General features: G+C 72.3%; 17 protein-coding genes. 4 read left to right on the top strand and 13 right to left on the bottom strand.

Translation table 11 applies throughout. From position 1 onward, the window contains the following. Together ABZY11_RS01045 and ABZY11_RS01040 are read right to left on the bottom strand one after the other, a co-directional pair. Positions 1–749 (bottom strand): phosphatase PAP2 family protein (locus tag ABZY11_RS01045; RefSeq protein ID WP_356477063.1); only part of this gene is annotated, 749 nt, incomplete at its 3' end. 90 nt (positions 750–839) lie between these two features. Further along, positions 840–1,331, bottom strand: a complete 492-nt coding sequence (locus ABZY11_RS01040) for a hypothetical protein (RefSeq protein ID WP_356477062.1) — start codon at positions 1,329–1,331, stop codon at positions 840–842. Between the two features lie 71 nt (positions 1,332–1,402). Between ABZY11_RS01040 and ABZY11_RS01035 the strand changes: the two genes are divergently transcribed. Then, positions 1,403–2,017: a flavin reductase family protein gene (locus ABZY11_RS01035; protein ID WP_356477084.1), complete on the top strand. Its 615-nt coding sequence runs from the start codon at positions 1,403–1,405 to the stop codon at positions 2,015–2,017. Positions 2,018–2,080: 63 nt separating this feature from the next. On the opposite strand, the gene ABZY11_RS01030 is transcribed toward ABZY11_RS01035, so the two are convergent. Continuing rightward, a complete protein-coding gene (locus tag ABZY11_RS01030; RefSeq protein WP_356477083.1) occupies positions 2,081–2,980 on the bottom strand; it encodes a LysR substrate-binding domain-containing protein in 900 nt (299 codons plus the stop codon). 105 nt (positions 2,981–3,085) lie between these two features. On the opposite strand from ABZY11_RS01030, the gene ABZY11_RS01025 reads away from it, so the two are divergent. After that, positions 3,086–3,829: a DUF6585 family protein gene (locus ABZY11_RS01025; RefSeq protein WP_356477061.1), complete on the top strand. Its 744-nt coding sequence runs from the start codon at positions 3,086–3,088 to the stop codon at positions 3,827–3,829. A gap of 21 nt (positions 3,830–3,850) precedes the next feature. On the opposite strand, the gene ABZY11_RS01020 is transcribed toward ABZY11_RS01025, so the two are convergent. From ABZY11_RS01020 to ABZY11_RS01010, 3 genes are all read right to left on the bottom strand, one after another. Next, positions 3,851–5,197 (bottom strand): MFS transporter, encoded by a 1,347-nt coding sequence (locus ABZY11_RS01020; protein ID WP_356477060.1) that lies wholly within the window; start codon positions 5,195–5,197, stop codon positions 3,851–3,853. A 97-nt stretch (positions 5,198–5,294) separates the two neighbouring features. Beyond that, positions 5,295–5,699 carry a DUF2809 domain-containing protein gene (locus ABZY11_RS01015; protein ID WP_356477059.1) on the bottom strand — a complete coding sequence of 135 codons (405 nt, stop codon included), beginning with the start codon at positions 5,697–5,699 and terminating at the stop codon, positions 5,295–5,297. Positions 5,700–5,722: 23 nt separating this feature from the next. Then, positions 5,723–6,931 (bottom strand): MFS transporter, encoded by a 1,209-nt coding sequence (locus ABZY11_RS01010; protein WP_356477082.1) that lies wholly within the window; start codon positions 6,929–6,931, stop codon positions 5,723–5,725. 151 nt (positions 6,932–7,082) lie between these two features. Here ABZY11_RS01010 and ABZY11_RS01005 point away from each other — a divergent pair, with 151 nt between their 5' ends. Beyond that, positions 7,083–8,066: a helix-turn-helix domain-containing protein gene (locus ABZY11_RS01005; protein ID WP_356477058.1), complete on the top strand. Its 984-nt coding sequence runs from the start codon at positions 7,083–7,085 to the stop codon at positions 8,064–8,066. Positions 8,067–8,084: 18 nt separating this feature from the next. Here the strand turns inward: ABZY11_RS01005 and ABZY11_RS01000 are convergent, their stop codons facing one another. The 3 genes from ABZY11_RS01000 to ABZY11_RS00990 all read right to left on the bottom strand — a co-directional run bounded on the left by ABZY11_RS01000 (position 8,085) and on the right by ABZY11_RS00990 (position 11,305). Beyond that, positions 8,085–9,134, bottom strand: coding sequence for a Zn-dependent alcohol dehydrogenase (locus tag ABZY11_RS01000; protein ID WP_356477057.1), 1,050 nt, complete (start codon positions 9,132–9,134; stop codon positions 8,085–8,087). Further along, positions 9,131–10,327, bottom strand: coding sequence for an acyl-CoA dehydrogenase family protein (locus ABZY11_RS00995; protein WP_356477056.1), 1,197 nt, complete (start codon positions 10,325–10,327; stop codon positions 9,131–9,133). The genes ABZY11_RS01000 and ABZY11_RS00995 overlap by 4 nt, the downstream gene beginning before the upstream one ends. Positions 10,328–10,390: 63 nt before the next feature. After that, on the bottom strand, positions 10,391–11,305 hold the full coding sequence (locus tag ABZY11_RS00990) for an SDR family oxidoreductase (RefSeq protein ID WP_356477055.1): 915 nt from the start codon (positions 11,303–11,305) through the stop codon (positions 10,391–10,393). An 83-nt stretch (positions 11,306–11,388) separates the two neighbouring features. Between ABZY11_RS00990 and ABZY11_RS00985 the strand changes: the two genes are divergently transcribed. Beyond that, the gene (locus tag ABZY11_RS00985) at positions 11,389–12,315 is read left to right on the top strand and encodes a cyclase family protein (protein WP_356477054.1); all 927 of its coding nucleotides are present in this window, start codon (positions 11,389–11,391) and stop codon (positions 12,313–12,315) included. Positions 12,316–12,341: 26 nt separating this feature from the next. Here ABZY11_RS00985 and ABZY11_RS00980 read toward each other — a convergent pair whose 3' ends face one another. The 4 genes from ABZY11_RS00980 to ABZY11_RS00965 all read right to left on the bottom strand — a co-directional run bounded on the left by ABZY11_RS00980 (position 12,342) and on the right by ABZY11_RS00965 (position 16,685). Next, on the bottom strand, positions 12,342–12,845 hold the full coding sequence (locus ABZY11_RS00980) for an ATP-binding protein (protein ID WP_356477053.1): 504 nt from the start codon (positions 12,843–12,845) through the stop codon (positions 12,342–12,344). 517 nt (positions 12,846–13,362) lie between these two features. Beyond that, entirely contained in the window at positions 13,363–14,316 is a 954-nt protein-coding gene (locus ABZY11_RS00975; RefSeq protein WP_356477052.1) for an acyl-CoA dehydrogenase family protein, read from the bottom strand. Between the two features lie 7 nt (positions 14,317–14,323). Continuing rightward, positions 14,324–15,484 carry an acyl-CoA dehydrogenase gene (locus ABZY11_RS00970; RefSeq protein ID WP_356477051.1) on the bottom strand — a complete coding sequence of 387 codons (1,161 nt, stop codon included), beginning with the start codon at positions 15,482–15,484 and terminating at the stop codon, positions 14,324–14,326. A 7-nt stretch (positions 15,485–15,491) separates the two neighbouring features. After that, a complete protein-coding gene (locus tag ABZY11_RS00965) occupies positions 15,492–16,685 on the bottom strand; it encodes an amidohydrolase family protein (protein ID WP_356477050.1) in 1,194 nt (397 codons plus the stop codon). Between the last annotated feature and the right edge of the window lie 133 nt (positions 16,686–16,818).

Genomic DNA, 16,818 nt, shown 5'->3' with positions numbered 1-16,818 from the left:
TGCGCCGGGTCCGCCGTGACGGTGACACAGCCGGGAGCGGTGGCCCCCAGCCGCCTGCCGAGCGCTGACGCCGCGGTCCGCGCGAGCGGCAGGAACGCGAGCAGCACGGCCGCCACCACCGAGGCCCCGAGGGCCGCGCCGGCCAGCACGTCGTGCGGGTAGTGTGCCCCCACCATGACCCGCAGCAGGGCCGCCGCCGCGGCCACCGGCAGGGTGACGGCGGCGAGGCGGGGACGCAGCACGGCCAGGCCCACCGCGAGGCCGGCCGCCAGGGTGGCGTGGTTGCTCGGGAAGGACCAGTCGCCGGGCGGCGGGCACTCGGCGGCCGTCTCCGCGATGCCGCGCAGGGCCCGGCAGGGGCGTTCCTCGTCCACCACCAGCTTCGCCGCCTCGCTGACGGCGTACGCCACCACGGTGCCGATGCCGGTGAGCACGGTGCCTGCGGACATCCGGGTGTCCCCGCGGCGTACGGCGCTCCACCAGGCCCACACCAGCAGCAGTCCGAGGACCACCAGGGTGCCTTCGGTGGCCGCTTCCAGCAGCGGCCCCGTCCAGGACGGCGTGTCGGCCACCGCCCCGGTCACCGAGCGGTACCCGGACGCCGAGGCGCCGCTCGTCACCTCCACGGCGTCGGCCGTGCCCCAGCCGCCCGGGGCGAGCGCCACGACGGTTGCCGCTCCCGAGGCCAGGACGACGCAGGCGAGCAGCGGCCGCCCGGTCCGGTTTCTGCTTCCGGTTTCTCGTCTCATGGAACGTGAACCTAGAAGCGGCGGGAGCCGCGGACCCGGGCCGAACGGCAGGGCCCACCCCTGACGATCGTCGGGGGTGAAGCCCTGGAACTACGCGGCCGGGGCGTCCGTGCCGCTCCGCACCCGCCAGAGCCAACCCGCACCGGCGAGCGTCACGACGGCCGTCGCCACGATCGCCGTCCAGTACGCGGACTGCGGCGGATCGTTGGGGTAACTGAAGAGGAACCAGGCGACGTTCATCAGCGAGGGTGCCAGAGCGGTCGGCGCGAAGCCGGTCCACTTCCGGCTCGACGTCCAGTACCGGGACCTGAACAGCACGACGGCTCCGGCGACCTTCAGCGCGAAGCCGAACAGTACCCAGTGGTAGCCGAGGCCGAGGGCGAGCACCGGCAGCAGCACCACGAGCCACACGGGCGAGCGACACGCGGGTGCCTTCGCCGCCCCGGCGAAGGCACCGGGAGCAAGGCCGGGAGCGAACCCGGGCTCCTGGAGCGCGGTGGCGGCGATGGTTCGCGGGTCGCCCAGTTCGCGCAGGACGTCCCGGCTGCTGCCGGGCCGCTCTCCGCGCACAGGCAGGTCCAAACCGCCTCCTCCCGCGCCTTCCCATCTGACGTATCGTCAGTTCTAATCGAAGGGTGATGGGACACGCAGGCATGGCCGCCATCGCCGTCCGGTACCTCAGGTCCGTCGGCGCCGCCACGACCGCAGGACCGGCGCCGGTCGATCCGCTGCCGCGCCCCGATCTGCGAGCGGTGGCCGACGGTGAGCGGCCACCCGTCGACCCGGGCGAATTCCGCCGTGTGCTGGGGCATTTCGCCAGCGGCGTCACCGTCGTCACCGCACACGCCCCGGACGACGCGGAGGGCCCGGCGGGCTTCGCCTGCCAGTCGTTCGCCTCGCTCTCCCTCGACCCGCCGCTGGTCACGTTCATGGTCGCCCGTACGTCGACGACCTGGCCGCGCATCGCGCGCGCCGGGGCCTTCTGCGTCAACATCCTCGGCGCGGACCAGGGCGCACTGTGCCGGGGCTTCGCGGTGCGCGGCGCGGACAAGTTCGCGGGGGTGGGGTACGAGGCCGCCCCGGCGACCGGGTCACCGCTGCTGGACTCCGTACCGGCCTGGATCGACTGCCGCATCCAGGCCGTCCACACCGGGGGCGACCATCTGATCGTCGTCGGCCGGGTGGAGGCGATGGGAGCGGCGGACGGGTCCGATCCATTGCTGTTCCACCGGGGGGTGTTCGGGCGGTTCGGACCGCTCGACGGGTGAGCGGTGCGGCGGACCGGCCCCGCCCGCTCAGTCTGCCCCGCCCGCTCAGCCCGTCCCGCCCGCTCAGCCCGCGGCGTCGTGCGAAACGGCGTCGCGCAGCTGATCCCGCAGTTCCAGTGCTGCCGGAAGCGGGTCGGCGGGCAGTGCGACATGTACGGTCCGGTGCGGGGCGAGGTCGCCGAGCCGGCAGACGGCGAGTTCGGCGGGGACCGCCCAGGCGGCCAGCGAGGGGACCAGCGCCACCCCCAGCCCGGCGGCCGCATAGCCGAACTTGCCGGTCCACTCGGCGATCCTGGTGATCCGCCTCGGCCGGAAGCCGGCCCGTTCGCACACCTCGGCAAGCATCATGGGCCGGTCGGCGGACACGTCCTGGAGCCAGGTCTCGTCGCGCAGTTCGCGCAGATCGACCGTCCCGGATCCGGCCAGGCGGTGGTCGCGAGGGAGGACGACGAACAGTTCGTCCGCCAGCAGGACCTCGGTCGTGACGGCGTCGACCGACGGCAGACCGGACGGGTAGTCGCTGACCACGGCCAGGTCGAGCGCCCCCTCCGCCATGCGCCGCATCGACTCACCGGTCCGGCCCTCGACCGCGACGACCTCGACATCCGGCCTGGACCGCACGAACGCCCGCAGCGCGGCGGGCACCAACGAGATGTTGGCCGTGGCGAACGCCCCCACCCGCAGCCGCCCGCCCCGCCCGGCGCGGATCGCGGCCATCTCGTGCTCCGCGCTCGCCAGACGCGCGAGCACCTCCACGGCGTGCCGGTGCAGCGCGTGGCCGGCCGGATTCAGCCGTACGCCCCGGGCGAGCCGTTCGAAGAGCGGCCCGCCCGCCTCCTTCTCCAGGGAGGCGATGCGCCGGGACACCGCGGACTGCGTGTAGTCGAGCTTGACCGCGGCCTTCGTGAACGATCCGGTTTCGGCCACCGTCACCAGCAGACGCAGTGCGTCGATCTCGAACACATTCCCCCTATGCATGGCTCACATGCAATCTAGTCGCTGGTGGATTGCATTGTCCGGCCCTAGCTTCAAGACGAGTTCGCGAGCTTCGAGACGAGGGACACGTCCATGGCAACAGCACCGAACACCCTGTCGCCCGAGGCCGCCGAACTGGCAGCCGCCCACCGACTCGGCGCCCTGCAGGGCACGTTCACTCCCAAGCGCCTGAACAAGGCGATCTTCGTCCTCTACATCTTCATGACGCTCCACCTCTTGGCGATGCTCGTGATACCCGGCCTGCTGTTCTTCTGGTGGCTGCGCCGGTATCCGGACTTCAGCCGGAGACAGGCCGCCAAGCGTCTTCACCTGTTCGAGAACGGACTGATCGTGCACCCGGAGTCCGGCGACGGCAGGGTCGTCATCCGCTGGGACTCCGTACGGCTCTACCAGGACATCACCCAGAAGATCATCAACGGCATCCCGTCGACCACCGAGTACGTCTACTCCGCGGTGGGCCCGGGCCGGGACCACGCGAGGATCACGCACTTCTACGAGGGCCCCGAAGCCTGGGGACCCTATATGCAGCAGGCCGTCCTCCAGGCCCAGGGACCGGCGGCCCTGGAATCGATCCTGGCGGGCGAGACGGTCAACTTCGGGGAATTCTCGCTCTCCCGCACCGGCCTGACCGCCCGGGGGAAGGGCCACCTCCCCTGGTCCGGCGTCCAGGAGATCCAAGTGTCAGCGGGCTGGGTCAACGCCATGGGGACCGGCGGCTCCGGCCGCCGGTGCAGTGCCGCGGTCAGCGACATCGCGAACCTGCACGTCTTCCTGGCCGTCGCTCAGCACCTTTCCGCCGACAGCTCGTCGGCCTGAAGCGCCGGGCTCCGGGCGCCGTCAGCCGAGGCCGGCGACGGCGTCCGAGGGCTCCCGGACCCGCCGGATCACCAGCGCCATCAGCGCCGCCATCGCGCACAGCGCCCCGGACGCGTACCAGACCACGTCGTACGAACCGAACGCATCGCGCGCCACCCCGCCCAGGAACGCCACCAGCGCCGCGCCCACCTGGTGGGAGGCCAGCACCCAGCCGAAGACGATGGCGCTGTCCTCGCCGTACTGCTCGCGGCACAGGGCCAGCGTCGGCGGGACGGTGGCGACCCAGTCCAGGCCGTAGAAGACGATGAAGAACACCATCGGCGGATGCACCGTCGGCGCCATCAGCATCGGCAGGAAGAGCAGCGAGACGCCGCGCAGCGCGTAGTAGACGGCGAGGAGCCGCCGGGCGTCGAAGCGGTCGGTGAGCCAGCCGGAGAAGACGGTGCCGATGATGTCGAAGATCCCGATGACGGCGAGCAGCGAGGCGGCGGCGGTGATGGGCATGCCGTGGTCGTGGGCCGAGGGCACGAAGTGCGTACGGATCAGGCCGTTGGTCGAGGCCCCGCAGATCGCGAACGTACCGGCCAGCAGCCAGAACGGTCCGGTGCGCGCCGCGTCGGCCAGTACCCGCAGGGTCCGCCGCGCCGCCCCGCGCGCGGGTGCGGGCTTCTCCGCATAGGTCCCGCCGTACGGGGCGAGGCCCACATCTGCCGGGTGGTCGCGGAGCAGGAACCAGACGAACGGGACGACGACCAGGGCCGCGAGCGCCACCGTCACCGAGGCGGGGCGCCAGCCGTGTTCCTCGACGATCCAGGCGCACAGCGGCAGGAAGACCAGCTGGCCGGAGGCGCCCGCCGCGGTGAGGATGCCGGTGACCAGGCCGCGCCGGGCCACGAACCAGCGGTTGGTGACGGTGGCGGAGAACGCCAGCGCCATCGAGCCCGTGCCGAGGCCGACGAGCAGGCCCCAGTAGATCATCAGCTGCCAGGAGGCGGTCATCCATACGCCGGCCAGCGCCCCGGCCGCCACGGCGCTGAGGGCGACCACAACGACCCGGCGGATGCCGAACCGGTCCATCAGCGCGGCGGCGAACGGTGCGGTCAGCCCGTACAGCGCCATGTCGATGGAGACGGCGAGTCCGATCTCCCCGCGCGACCAGCCGAACTCCGTGTGGAGCGGGTCGATGAGGAGGCCGGGAAGGGAGTTGAAGGCGGCGCCGCCGATGATCGTCACGAAGGTGACGGCGGCGACGATCCAGGCGCGGTGCACACGTCGGCGGGAGGGGCGCCCGGGGGCTGCCGGGGTGGTGGCCTGCCGGCCGTCGTCCCGGGTGGCGCTTTCGGTTGTCTGGGTCACGTCACTCAGCATCGGTCCGGGGGTCCCTCCTCACGAGTGGCCAGAGGGACACCCTTCGCAGGAATCGGGCCACCACGATCGCCGCTTTCCGGCCCAGGACGCCGTGCCGCTACCGCGCCCTGTACCGTCGCGAGGCGGAGGCGGCCAGGACCGTCACCACCCAGGCGAACCCCGCCCCCACCGCGTACCAGAACAGATCGGGTGCGTTGAAGGTCGAGCCGAGCACCAGCCGCGCCACCGTGCTGTGGCGGGAGAGCTCCGCGGGCACCCCGGTCAGTTGCAGCAGCTCCACCGCCCAGCTGAACGCCAGCCCCGTCCCTGCCGTGACGGCCGGCCGCGCGCCGGGCGCGATCACGGCGGCCAGGGCGCAGATCAGCACGGTGTAGAGCGCGTCCCCGGCGTACTTGGCGAAGTCGCCGTCCGTGAACGCCCTGACCGCGAGCCCGGCAAGTACGGTCAGCGCCGCGGCCCCGGCCGCGACCGCGCGGGCGGCGTGCGGGGCTGTCCGGGACACGGCTGCCGACCGCCCGCCCCCGGTCACGCGATCCGCTCCAGTCGGCTGATCGGCCGGGCCACCAGCAGTACCGCCACCACCACCAGGTTGATCACCGCGCCGGCCAGCAGCACCTCGGGCGCCCCCACCCGGTCCGCGACCGGTCCCGCCAGCGCCCGGCCCGCCGCCAGCATCAGCAACGAGCCCGCCACGTCGTACGCGTGCAGGCGGTTCAGCGCCTCGGGCGGCACATGGGTCTGGACCGTCGTCGACCACATCACCAGCCAGAACGCGAACGCCGCACCCGCCACGAACTGCCCCGCCCCGAGCGCGGGCACGGGCATCCCGAGGCCCAGCACCAGCAGGTTCACACAGACCCCGGCCAGCGCGACGGCCCCCGCCGCGAGCGGGCGGCGGGGCCGCAGGCGCAGGGCGAGCAGCCCGCCGACGACGCTGCCCGCGCCATTCACCGCCATCATCACGCCGTACGTCCCCGAGCCGTGCGCCTCGGTGACCTCGACCGCGGTGAGCGGCAGCATCGGGCCGAGCACCGTGAAGCCGTACACGGTCCAGATCGCGATCACTCCCCACAGCCAGCTGCGGGCCCGGAACTCCCGCCATCCGTCGACCAGTTCGGCGACGAAACCGCCGCGCTGCGCCTCGTCCGAGGGGGCCGGGGCGAGTCGCAGCAGGAAGAGGCAGAGGCCGGAGACCAGGAACGTCGACGCGTTCGCCGCGTAGACCACACCGGCGCCGGCCAGCCCGACCAGCATGCCCGCGAAGGCCGGGCCCGCCATGGTCATCAGCGCCTCGGAGACCCTCAGCACGGCGTTGGCCCGCTGCACGTCCGAGGCGACCCGGGGCACGGTCGAGGCGACGCCCGGCTGGAAGAGCGCGGCACCCACCCCGGCCACCGCACTGAGCGTGTACACCGCCCACAGCGGCGGGTTCCCGGTGGCGAAGGAGAACGCCAGCACCGAGGCCCCGACCAGCCGCAGCGCATCCGCGATGATCATCATCCGGCGGGGGGTGAACCGATCCGCCAGTACGCCGCCGAAGAGCACGAAGAGCGCAAGCGGCCCCATCCAGGCCGCGAGCGCGAACCCCACCGAGGAGTGCGGGCGGCCCGCGCCCAGCAGCCCCGCGGTGAGGGCCACCGGGATCATGCCGTCCCCGAAGAGCGCGGCGGTGCGGGCGACGAAGAAGAGCCGGAAGTTACGGTTCCAGAGCCCCTCCGGCCGGCCGTCGCCCATCGTGCGGTCCGCGGAGGAACTGAACAAAAGGGGCTGCACACCATCGCGCTCGACGGCGGGAATGCGCGGGTGCTCCGCTGACTTTTCCTTCACAGGAGTGACATGTATCAGGGTTGAGGTCTATACCACTAGGGTTGAAGGGAGTCCGCCAATGCCGCACCGTATCGCCGTCCTGGCCCTCGACGGGCTGCTCCCCTTCGAACTGGGCATCCCCCAGCGGATATTCGGCCGCTCGTTCGGTATCGAGCCGCACAACGAGGGCCGCAGTCTCTACGAAGTCGTGACCTGCTCCGTCCGTCCGCCGGGCCCGGTCCGTACCGACGCGGACTTCACGATCACCGTCGAACGCGGCCCGGAAACCCTGGCCACCGCCGACACGGTCGTGGTCCCCACCAGTTACGAACTCGGCCCCGTCTACACGGAGGGCAGGCTCACCGACGACCTGGCCGCCGCGTTCGCCCACATCAGGCCGGGGACCCGGATGGTCTCCATCTGCACGGGCAGCTATGTGCTGGCCGCCGCCGGATATCTCGCCGGGCGCCCCGCCACCACCCACTGGTGGCACGCCGACCACTTCCAGCAGCTCTTCCCCGAGGTCCGGGTCGACCCGGACGTCCTGTTCATCGACGACGGGGACGTCCTGACCTCCGCCGGGGTCGCCGCCGGAATCGACCTCTGCCTGCACATCGTGCGCCGCGACCACGGCACCGCCGTCGCCAATGACATCGCCCGCCGCACGGTCGTGCCCCCGCACCGGGACGGCGGGCAGGCGCAGTACATCCAACGCCCCGTGCCCGATGCCCAGTTCGCGACCACGACCACGGCGCGCACCTGGGCGCTCGGGCGGCTGGAGCGGCCGATCCTGCTGCGCGACATGGCGCAGCAGGAGTCGATGAGCGTGCGGACCTTCACCCGGCGGTTCCGGGAGGAGGTCGGGGTCAGCCCCGTCCAGTGGCTGACCCGGCAGCGGGTCGAACGGGCCCGGCAGCTGCTGGAGTCGACGGACCTGTCGATCGACCAGGTGGCGCGGGACGCGGGCTTCGGGACGCCCACGTCGCTGCGGCAGCATCTCCAGGCGGCGCTGGGGGTCTCCCCGACGGTGTACCGGCGCACGTTCCGGGCCGGGAGGACCTGAAGGCGTGCGCCCGGGTGGTCAGAACACCAGCACGCCCCGTGCCACCCGGCCGTGGTGCGCGTCGTCCGCCGCCTTGGCGAAGTCCTCCACCGGGTAGGTGGTGGTGACGAGTTCGTCCAGGAGCAGCCGGCCCTCCCGGTACAGCTCCGCGTAGAGCGCGATGTCCCGCTGCGGGCGCGAGGAGCCGTAGCGGCAGCCCAGGATCGACTTGTCCAGGTACATCGACGAGACGAGGAACGAGGCCTCCGCCGTCGCGGCCGGGACGCCCAGCAGGATCGCCTGGCCGTGCCGGTCCAGCAGGTCGATCGCGGTACGGATCAGCTCCGTACGGCCCACGCACTCGAAGGCGTGGTCGGCGCCGCTCGGCAGGATGTCCCGCACACCGTCCGCCGAGGTCAGGAAGTGCGTCGCGCCGAACCGCCGGGCCGCCGCCTCCTTCGCCGGGTTGGCGTCGACGGCGACGATCGTCAGCGTGCCCGCGATCCGGGCGCCCTGAATCACATTGAGCCCGATGCCGCCGGTGCCGATCACCACGACGGTGTCACCCCGGTCGACCTTCGCCCGGTTGAGTACGGCTCCGACTCCCGTCAGCACCCCGCAGCCGATCAGGGCCGCGGAGGTCAGTGGGATGTCCGCCGGGATCTTCACCGCCTGCACGGCCTTGACCAGGGTCCGTTCGGCGAAGGCGGAGTTGGAGGCGAACTGGTGGAGCTGTTTCCCGCGCCGCGCGAACGGCCGCCCCGGCATCCCGATCGCCTTGCGGCACATGGTCGGGCGCCCCCGGTCGCACTGGGCGCACGCCCCGCAGTTGGCCAGCGTGGACAGCGATACGTGGTCGCCGGGCGCCACATGGGAGACGCCCGCGCCGACCGCCGCCACCACACCCGCGCCCTCGTGCCCGAGCACCACCGGGGACGGGAACGGAATCGTTCCGTCGATCACCGAGAGGTCGCTGTGGCACAGCCCGGCCGCGGCCACCGCCACCAGCACCTCGCCGGGCCCCGGATCGCGTATCTCCAGATCGTCGACGACCTCGGTCCGCTTGCCGTCGAAGACGACGCCTCTCATCTCGGCTCCCTCGGTAGGCCGAGCACCCGCTCGGCGATGATGTTCCGCTGGATCTCGTCCGAGCCGCCGTAGATGGTGTCGGACCGGGTGAAGAGGAACAGGCGCTGTGTCTCGTCGAGTCCGTACGGTGCCTTCGCCGACCAGTCGTCCGGGCCGACGGCCGCCGCCGCGCCCCTGACCTGCACGGCCAGCTCGCCCAGGCGCTGGTGCCAGCCGCCCCAGAGCAGTTTCGCCACACTGGGCGCGCCCGGGTCGCCCGTGGCGCCGAGGGTGCGCAGTGCGTTCCAGCGCATGGTCCGCAGCTGGGCCCACTGCCGTACGAGGCGTTCGCGCAGCACCGGGTCGGTGACGGCGCCGCTGTCGACGGCCGCGCGGACCACCCGGCCCAGTTCGGCGGCGAAGCCGATCTGCTGGACGAGCGTGGAGACGCCGCGCTCCAGGGCCAGCAGCCCCATGGCGACCGTCCAGCCGTTGCCCTCGCCGCCGACGCACTCCTCGGCGTGCGCCCCGTCGAAGAAGACCTCGTTGAACTCGCTGGTCCCCGACATCTGGCGGATCGGCCGCACCTCGATCCTGCCGGGCTGGTCCATCGGCACCAGCAGGAACGACAGGCCGTGGTGGCGGCTGGAGCCGGGCTCCGTACGGGCCAGCACGAAGCACCAGTCGGCCTCCTTCGCAAGTGACGTCCAGATCTTCTGGCCGGTCACGCGATGGCCGCCGCGGCTCCGGTCGGGCACGGCGGCCGTGCGCACCGCGGCGAGGTCCGATCCGGCGTCCGGCTCGCTGTATCCCTGGCACCAGAGCGCGTCGCCGTGCGCCACGGCGGGCAGGAAGCGCTGCTGCTGTTCCTCGCTGCCGTAGGCGATCAGGGTCGGGGCGAGGAGGTTCTCGCCGATGTGGCCGACCCGGGCGGGGGCGTCGGCGCGGGCGTACTCCTCGGCCCAGACGACCTGCTGGGTGAGGCTCGCCCGGCGGTTGCCGTGGCCGGCGCCGTGGTTCTGCCAGCCGAGGCCGATCCAGCCGTCGCGGCCGAGTTCGCGCTCCCAGGCGCGGCGGATGCCGACGCCCTCGTGCTCACTGCCCGGACCGCCGGTGCCGGCGGCCGCCGCGTACTCGCCGACGAGGTGCGCCGCCAGCCAGGCCCGCGCTTCCTCGCGGAACGCGGTGTCGTCCGGGCCGAAGGTGAAGTCCACGGTGCCTCCTGCTGTTGCCGCTCTGCCGAAACCGGGGGCTCCGGGGCAGGACCCCGGCCGGGGCTACGCGTTCGGCCGGGCCTTCGCAGCGGCCGCCGTGGCCATCTCCTCCAGCCGGGCCAGCATCGGCATCGGGTCGGTGCCCACCGTCCCCGGCAGGAAGTCCGCGATCCGTTCCGGGGTCCACGCCCCCTCGACGTACCCCGCCCGCAGCTCCCTCGGCTGGGCCCAGACCGCGATCTTCGGCCCCGCGACCGTGTACACCTGACCGGTGATCTTCTCCTGGCGGGCCCGTTCGCTGAGCAGGTAGACGACGAGCGCCGCCACGTCCTCGGGCTCGCCGATCTCCTTGAGCTCCATGGGGACGTTGGCGGACATCCGGGTGCGGGCGACCGGGGCGACGGCGTTCGCCGTGACGCCGTACTTGTGCAGGCCGAGCGCCGCGCTCCGCACCAGCGAGATGATCCCGCCTTTCGCGGCGCTGTAGTTGGCCTGGGCGACGCTGCCCTGGTGGTTGCCGCTGGTGAAGCCGATCAGGGTGCCGCCGCCCTCCTGCTTGCGCATCACCGCCGACGCGGCCCGGAAGACGGTGAAGGTGCCCTTGAGGTGGGTGGCGACCACCGGGTCCCACTCCTCCTCGGACATGTTGAACAGCATCCGTTCCCGCAGGATCCCGGCCACGCAGACGACCCCGTCGATCCGCCCGAACCGCGCGAGCGCCGTGTCCACGATCCGCCGGCCGCCCGCCATCGTGGAGATGTCGTCGGCGACCGCCACCGCCTCGCCGCCCGCCGCCCCGATCTCCTTGACGACCGACTCGGCCACCTCGCTGCTCGGCTCGCCGCCCTCGATGGAGACGCCGTAGTCGTTGACGACGACCCGCGCCCCCTCGGCCGCCGCCGCGAGCGCGACCGCCCGCCCGATGCCGCGACCGGCACCCGTCACGGCCACCACCTTGCCTGCCAAGAAGTTCCCCATGCCCGGCCCCTTCCCGCGGTTTCTGACGGACCGTTAGATTTTATGGGCCATCAGGTCCACGAGCACAAGCCCCAGGAGGCGCCATGTCACTGCCGGCCGAGTTCCACGACATCGCCGAGCGGGTCAACAACTGGGGCCGCTGGGGCGCGGACGACGAGATCGGGACACTCAACCTGATCACCGACGCCGTGGTGCGCGAGGCCGCCGCCACCGTCCGCACCGGTCTGCGGATCCCGCTCGCGCTCCCCCTCCAGCAGGACGGCGTACAGAGCGGGCTGATCCCCGGGCGGATCAATCCGCTGCACACCATGGTCCAGATCAACCAGGAACTCTTCGGCCCCGGCACCGTCGCCACCAGCGACGACACGGCGGTCCTGAGCCTGCAGACGGCCACCCACTGGGACGCCCTCACCCATGCCTCGCACTCCGGGAAGATCTACAACGGCCGCCCGGCCGCGACGATCACCGCACACGGCGGCGCGCAGTTCAGCGGGATCGACAAGGCGCCGCACATCGTCTCGCGCGGGGTGCTGCTCGATGTGGCGCGCGCACACGGCACGGACCGGCTGCCCGGCGACCACGCCGTCACCCCCGAGGATCTGGACGCGGCCGAGGAACTGGCGGGGGTACGGGTCCGGTCCGGTGACATCGTGCTCGTACGGACCGGGCAGATGCAGGTCTATCTGGCGGGCGACAAGCACGCGTACGCCTATCCGTCGCCCGGCCTGTCGATCCGGACGCCCGAGTGGTTCCGCGCGCGCGATGCGGCGGCGGTCGCCAACGACACCCTGACCTTCGAGATCTTCCCGCCGGAGATCGACGATCTGTGGCTGGGGGTGCACGCGCTGGACCTGGTCGAGATGGGCATGCCACAGGGCCAGAACTGGAACCTGGAAACCTTGTCCACAGCCTGTGCGGAGGAGAAGCGGTACGCCTTCCTGCTCTCCGCGATGCCGGAGCCGTTCGTCGGCGCGACCGGCACCCCGGTCGCGCCGGTCGCCATCCTCTGACCAGCCCGGGGCAACTGCTCTAACCTTTATGCAAGATGCGTCCGCGCAAGCTTCGTCACGACTTGCGACACCTTGCGCGCATCGCGGTCCGCGTCCCCCGCGCCGGAGTGCAGCGGCACCTGGATCAGCGGCGCGCCCCGGTCGACCTCGCACCAGATGCGCTTGCCCGCGCCCTCCGGCTGCCAGCCCCAGCGGTCGGCTAGGCCGTCGACCAGCTCCAGGCCCCGGCCGTTGGTGTCCTCGCCCGCCGCGTGGCGCTGCTGCGGCGGGTGACAGCTGGTGTCGGCCACCTCGACCCTGACCGTCCCGGCCGAGCCCGTCAGACCGAACAGCATGCGCAGCACGGCCGGACACCCGGTGTGCACCACCGCGTTGGTGACCAGCTCGGAGATCAGCAGGATGAGCGTCTCGGCCAGCGGCTCGTCGTCCCTTATCCCGGACCCGACCAGTCTCGACCGGGCCCATCTACGGGCCCGCCCGACCTCCGCGGGATCCGGCCCGACCTCCAGCTGAACCTGAAGCACCTGCACCGCTCACACCATCCGAACCGGCGGACACATCGCCTCGCTCCTCCTCGGGGTCACGGAACGTGATTCCCCTGCGAGACAGCATGGTTGACGTACAGTCACCGCAACAAGCGCTTCGGGCATATTCCAGCGCGAAGGAGTACGCGTGGTGCATACTGTGCGACGCGCGCTGCGGGGAGTCGAACAGAGGCGCATCGAGACCGCATGGGCCGCCTCCCGGGCACGCCCGGCGCTTCTGCCTGGAACGCGAGCAGGGCACCGCTCCGGAGCCGGAGTCACCGCGCGGGCAACACCCGGATCGCCCGGTTCCAGTTCCTGTCGCATCCACCGGAGCGTACCCGAGCCCGGTGCCGACTCCACCCCGTCACAGAAGACGTGAAGGGCGCGGACCGGAGCCCGTGCCCGCCGACTGCACTGCGTAACTCCGCAGCGTGAGGCTCGCACCCCTGTCTGTCACCTGTGTGCGCCGGGCGGGCACCGGCCTTCGGGCGCCCGAAGCCTGCACGGAACCCGTCCGGCTTCAGCACAGGTCCCCCGCAAGCACCTCCTCGGCCGCCGCCGCCGTCAGCCACTGCCCGGACCGCAGCCAGGCCCGTTTGAGGTGCAGGTGAACGTCTGCCTCCCAGGTGAAGCCCATGCCACCGTGCACCTGGAGGCAGTCCCGCGCGTTGCGGACCGCCGCGTCGTCGGCGAGCAGCTTGGCGCCCGCGATCTCGACCGGGTCCGCGGTCACGGCCGCCGCGTACACGGCGCAGCGGGCCAGCTCGGCGCGGACCAGCATCCCGGCGCACAGGTGTTTGACCGCCTGGAAGGACCCGATCGGCGATCCGAACTGCTCGCGCTCTCCGGCGTGTTGAACGGCCATCTCGGTCGTCCGGGCGGCGCTGCCGAGCTGTTCGGCGGCGGCGAGCAGGGCGCCCTCGTCGCGCAGCCGCTCGCCCCGGGGCAGCGGCTCGCCGGCCGCCACCGGGTCCGTGACCCGCCACAGGGGCGTGAACGGGTCGATCGAACGTACGGGGCCGGCGGCGTCCCGTACCGGTGCGGCGTCCCGCAGCGTGCCGCCGGAGGCCCGCGGCGCGTTTCCGGGGGCGAGCACGAGCAGCGCGTCCGCCTCCCCCAGGTGGGCCACCGGCTGCCCCGCGTCGAGCACGGCGACCACCGTCCCGCCCTGCGCCGCGCCCTTCACCGAACCGGCCGCGAGATGGCTGGCGATCAGCGGCCCGGGCAGCAGCGCGCGGCCCGCCTCCTCGAAGAGCAGGACCGCCTCGGGCAGCCCGAGACCGACGCCCCCCGCCGCCTCCGGCAGCCGCAGCGCGAAGAACCCGGCCTCGCCGAGCTCCCGCCACAGCGCCCGGTCGACGCCGGTACCGGCGTCGAGCGCGGCCCGCATCCGGTCCCTGCCGAAGCGCCCGGCGAGGAGTTCCCGCACCCCCGCCCGCAGGGCCCGCTGGTCGTCCGAGAGCTGGAAGTCCATGAGTGCGTCAGCGCCCCTTCGGCAGGCCGAGTATGCGTTCGGCGACGATGTTCCGCTGGATCTGCGAGGTGCCCGCGGCGATGGTGTACGAGAGCGAGGAGAGCCGGTCCAGGACCCACTCCCGGTCCAGGTCCGCGCTGTCCGCGCCGAGCACCTCGGCGGCCGCCTCGTACAGCTCCTGGCGGGCGTGCGAGTAGCGCAGCTTGAAGACCGAGCCGCCGGTTCCGGGGACTCCGCCGCCCCCGGCCCGCTGCGCCTCGCTGACGTTCCACTGGGTGAGCCGCCACAGCGCCCGGAATTCCGCGTTCAGCCTGCCCAGCCTGCGGCGCAGGACCGGGTCGTCCCAGCGTCCGCCGCGCCGGGCCTCGGCCGCCAGTGCGTCCAGGGTGCGGCGGCAGGCGACGACCTCGCCGACGAAGGCCGTACCGCGCTCGAAGGAGAGGGTGACCATGGTGACCCGCCAGCCGTCGTTCTCGGCGCCGACCCGGTGGGAGACCGGCACCCGCACCTCGTCGAGGAACATCTCGGCGAACTCGGTGGACCCGGCGAGGGTGCGCAGCGGCCGGACGGTGACGCCGGGGGCGTCCATCTCCATCGCGAGCCAGCTGATCCCGCGGTGCTTCGGCGCCGCCGGGTCCGTCCGCACCAGCAGCTCGCACCAGTCGGCGACCTCCGCGTGCGAGGTCCAGATCTTGCTGCCGCTCACCACGTAGTGGTCGCCGTCGCGCACCGCCCTGGTCCGCAGCGCGGCCAGGTCCGAGCCGGCGCCGGGCTCGCTGAACCCCTGGCACCAGATCTCGTCGCCGCGCAGCACCGGCGGCAGCCAGCGGGCCCGCTGCCCGGCCGTGCCCTCGGCCGCGATCGTCGGGCCGGCGTGCAGCAGCCCGACGAAGTTCGCGCCGACGTACGGGGCCCCGGCCTTCTCCGTCTCCTCCAGGAAGATCAGGTGCTGGGTCGGGGTCGCGCCCCGGCCGCCCGCGTCGACGGGCCAGTGCAGACCCGCGTAGCCCGCGTCGTACAGCATCCGCTGCCAGGCCGTGTCGTACGCGCGGCGGCCCGGCCAGTCGTCGGGGCCGGGCTTCGCGGGCAGTCCGGGGAGCACGGCGGCCAGCCACTCGCGCAGCCGCGCCCTGAACTCCTGCTCCTCCTCCGTGTACGCGAGGTCCATCGCGCGCCTACTTGTCGAGGTCCAGATCGAGCATCCGGATGGCATTTCCGCGCATCAGTTTGTAGACGGTCTCGTCGTCCAGGCCCTTGACGTGGTCGAGGGCGACCTCCTTGGTGTGCGGGAAGGTCGAGTCGACGTGCGGGTAGTCGGTCTCGAAGGTGGCGTTGTCCCGGCCGACGACGTCGAGCGAGGCGACGCCGTGCTTGTCGCGGAAGAAGCAGCAGAAGATCTGCCGGTAGTAGTACGTGGACGGCGGCTCGGGGATCAGATCGCGCACCCCGCCCCAGGCCCGGTGCTCCTCCCAGACGTCGTCGGCGCGCTCCAGGGCGTACGGGATCCAGCCCATCTGGCCCTCGCTGTAGGCGAGTTTCAGCCGGGGGAACTTCACCAGCACCCCGCTGAACAGGAAGTCCATCATCGAGGCCATGGCATTGTTGAAGGAGAGGCTGGCCTGTACGGCGGGCGGGGCGTCCGGCGAGGCGGCGGGCATCTGCGAGCTGGACCCGATGTGCATGTTGACGACCGTGCCGGTCTCCTGGCAGGCCGCGAAGAACGGGTCCCAGTAGCCGGTGTGGATCGACGGCAGTCCGAGGTGGGTGGGGATCTCGGAGAAGGTCACCGCGCGCACCCCGCGCGCCGCGTTCCGCCGGATCTCCGCGACCGCCAGGTCGATGTCCCAGAGCGGGATGATGCAGAGCGGGATGAGCCGGCCGCCGCTGTCGCCGCACCACTCCTCCACCATCCAGTCGTTGTAGGCGCGCACGCAGGCGAGCGCCACTTCCTTGTCCTGCGCCTCTGCGAAGGTCTGGCCGCAGAAGCGCGGGAAGGTGGGGAAGCAGAGGCTCGCCTCCACGTGGTTGAGGTCCATGTCCTTCAGCCGCTCGGCCGGGTCCCAGCAGCCGGGCCGCATCTCCGCCCGGGTGATCCCCTCCAGCGTCATGTCGTCGCGGTCGAAGCCGACGGCGGCGATGTTGCGCTTGTACGGGAACTTCAGGTCCTCGTAGATCCACCAGTCGGTGGGCGGGCCGTCCGGGTCCATCGTGATGACGTACTTGCCGCCCGTGTACGCCAGCTCGCCGATGCCCGCGGTGAGCGGCTGCGGGCCGCGCTCGCGGTACTTGGCGGGCAGCCAGGTCGAGAAGAGGTGCGGCGGCTCGATCACATGGTCGTCGACGCTGACGATCCGAGGCAGTTCCGTCATGGTGTCCCCTTCGACGCACGCTTTTCTGATGACCCGTCAGATTGACGTCGCCCACAGGCTAGCCCCGCACCCCTGGACCGACAAGGCGCAGCGCTCTACGCTCTCCGCACTATCTGACTGTCCGTCAGCTGTG

This window comes from Streptomyces sp. NPDC006510, assembly GCF_040611955.1.
Taxonomy (GTDB): Bacteria; Actinomycetota; Actinomycetes; order Streptomycetales; family Streptomycetaceae; genus Streptomyces.
This window is presented reverse-complemented; position numbering and strand designations above follow the sequence as displayed.

What these genes read in the sequence shown, in the direction of transcription:
- ABZY11_RS00970 (WP_356477051.1), bottom strand. Translation starts at nt 15,484, where the DNA reads ATGGACCTCGCGTACACGGAGGAGGAGCAGGAGTTCAGGGCGCGGCTG.
- ABZY11_RS01020 (WP_356477060.1), bottom strand. Translation starts at nt 5,197, where the DNA reads ATGCTGAGTGACGTGACCCAGACAACCGAAAGCGCCACCCGGGACGAC.
- ABZY11_RS00965 (WP_356477050.1), bottom strand. Translation starts at nt 16,685, where the DNA reads ATGACGGAACTGCCTCGGATCGTCAGCGTCGACGACCATGTGATCGAG.
- ABZY11_RS01005 (WP_356477058.1), top strand. Translation starts at nt 7,083, where the DNA reads ATGCCGCACCGTATCGCCGTCCTGGCCCTCGACGGGCTGCTCCCCTTC.
- ABZY11_RS00985 (WP_356477054.1), top strand. Translation starts at nt 11,389, where the DNA reads ATGTCACTGCCGGCCGAGTTCCACGACATCGCCGAGCGGGTCAACAAC.
- ABZY11_RS01035 (WP_356477084.1), top strand. Translation starts at nt 1,403, where the DNA reads ATGGCCGCCATCGCCGTCCGGTACCTCAGGTCCGTCGGCGCCGCCACG.
- ABZY11_RS01000 (WP_356477057.1), bottom strand. Translation starts at nt 9,134, where the DNA reads ATGAGAGGCGTCGTCTTCGACGGCAAGCGGACCGAGGTCGTCGACGAT.
- ABZY11_RS00990 (WP_356477055.1), bottom strand. Translation starts at nt 11,305, where the DNA reads ATGGGGAACTTCTTGGCAGGCAAGGTGGTGGCCGTGACGGGTGCCGGT.
- ABZY11_RS01025 (WP_356477061.1), top strand. Translation starts at nt 3,086, where the DNA reads ATGGCAACAGCACCGAACACCCTGTCGCCCGAGGCCGCCGAACTGGCA.
- ABZY11_RS01010 (WP_356477082.1), bottom strand. Translation starts at nt 6,931, where the DNA reads ATGGGCGACGGCCGGCCGGAGGGGCTCTGGAACCGTAACTTCCGGCTC.
- ABZY11_RS00975 (WP_356477052.1), bottom strand. Translation starts at nt 14,316, where the DNA reads ATGGACTTCCAGCTCTCGGACGACCAGCGGGCCCTGCGGGCGGGGGTG.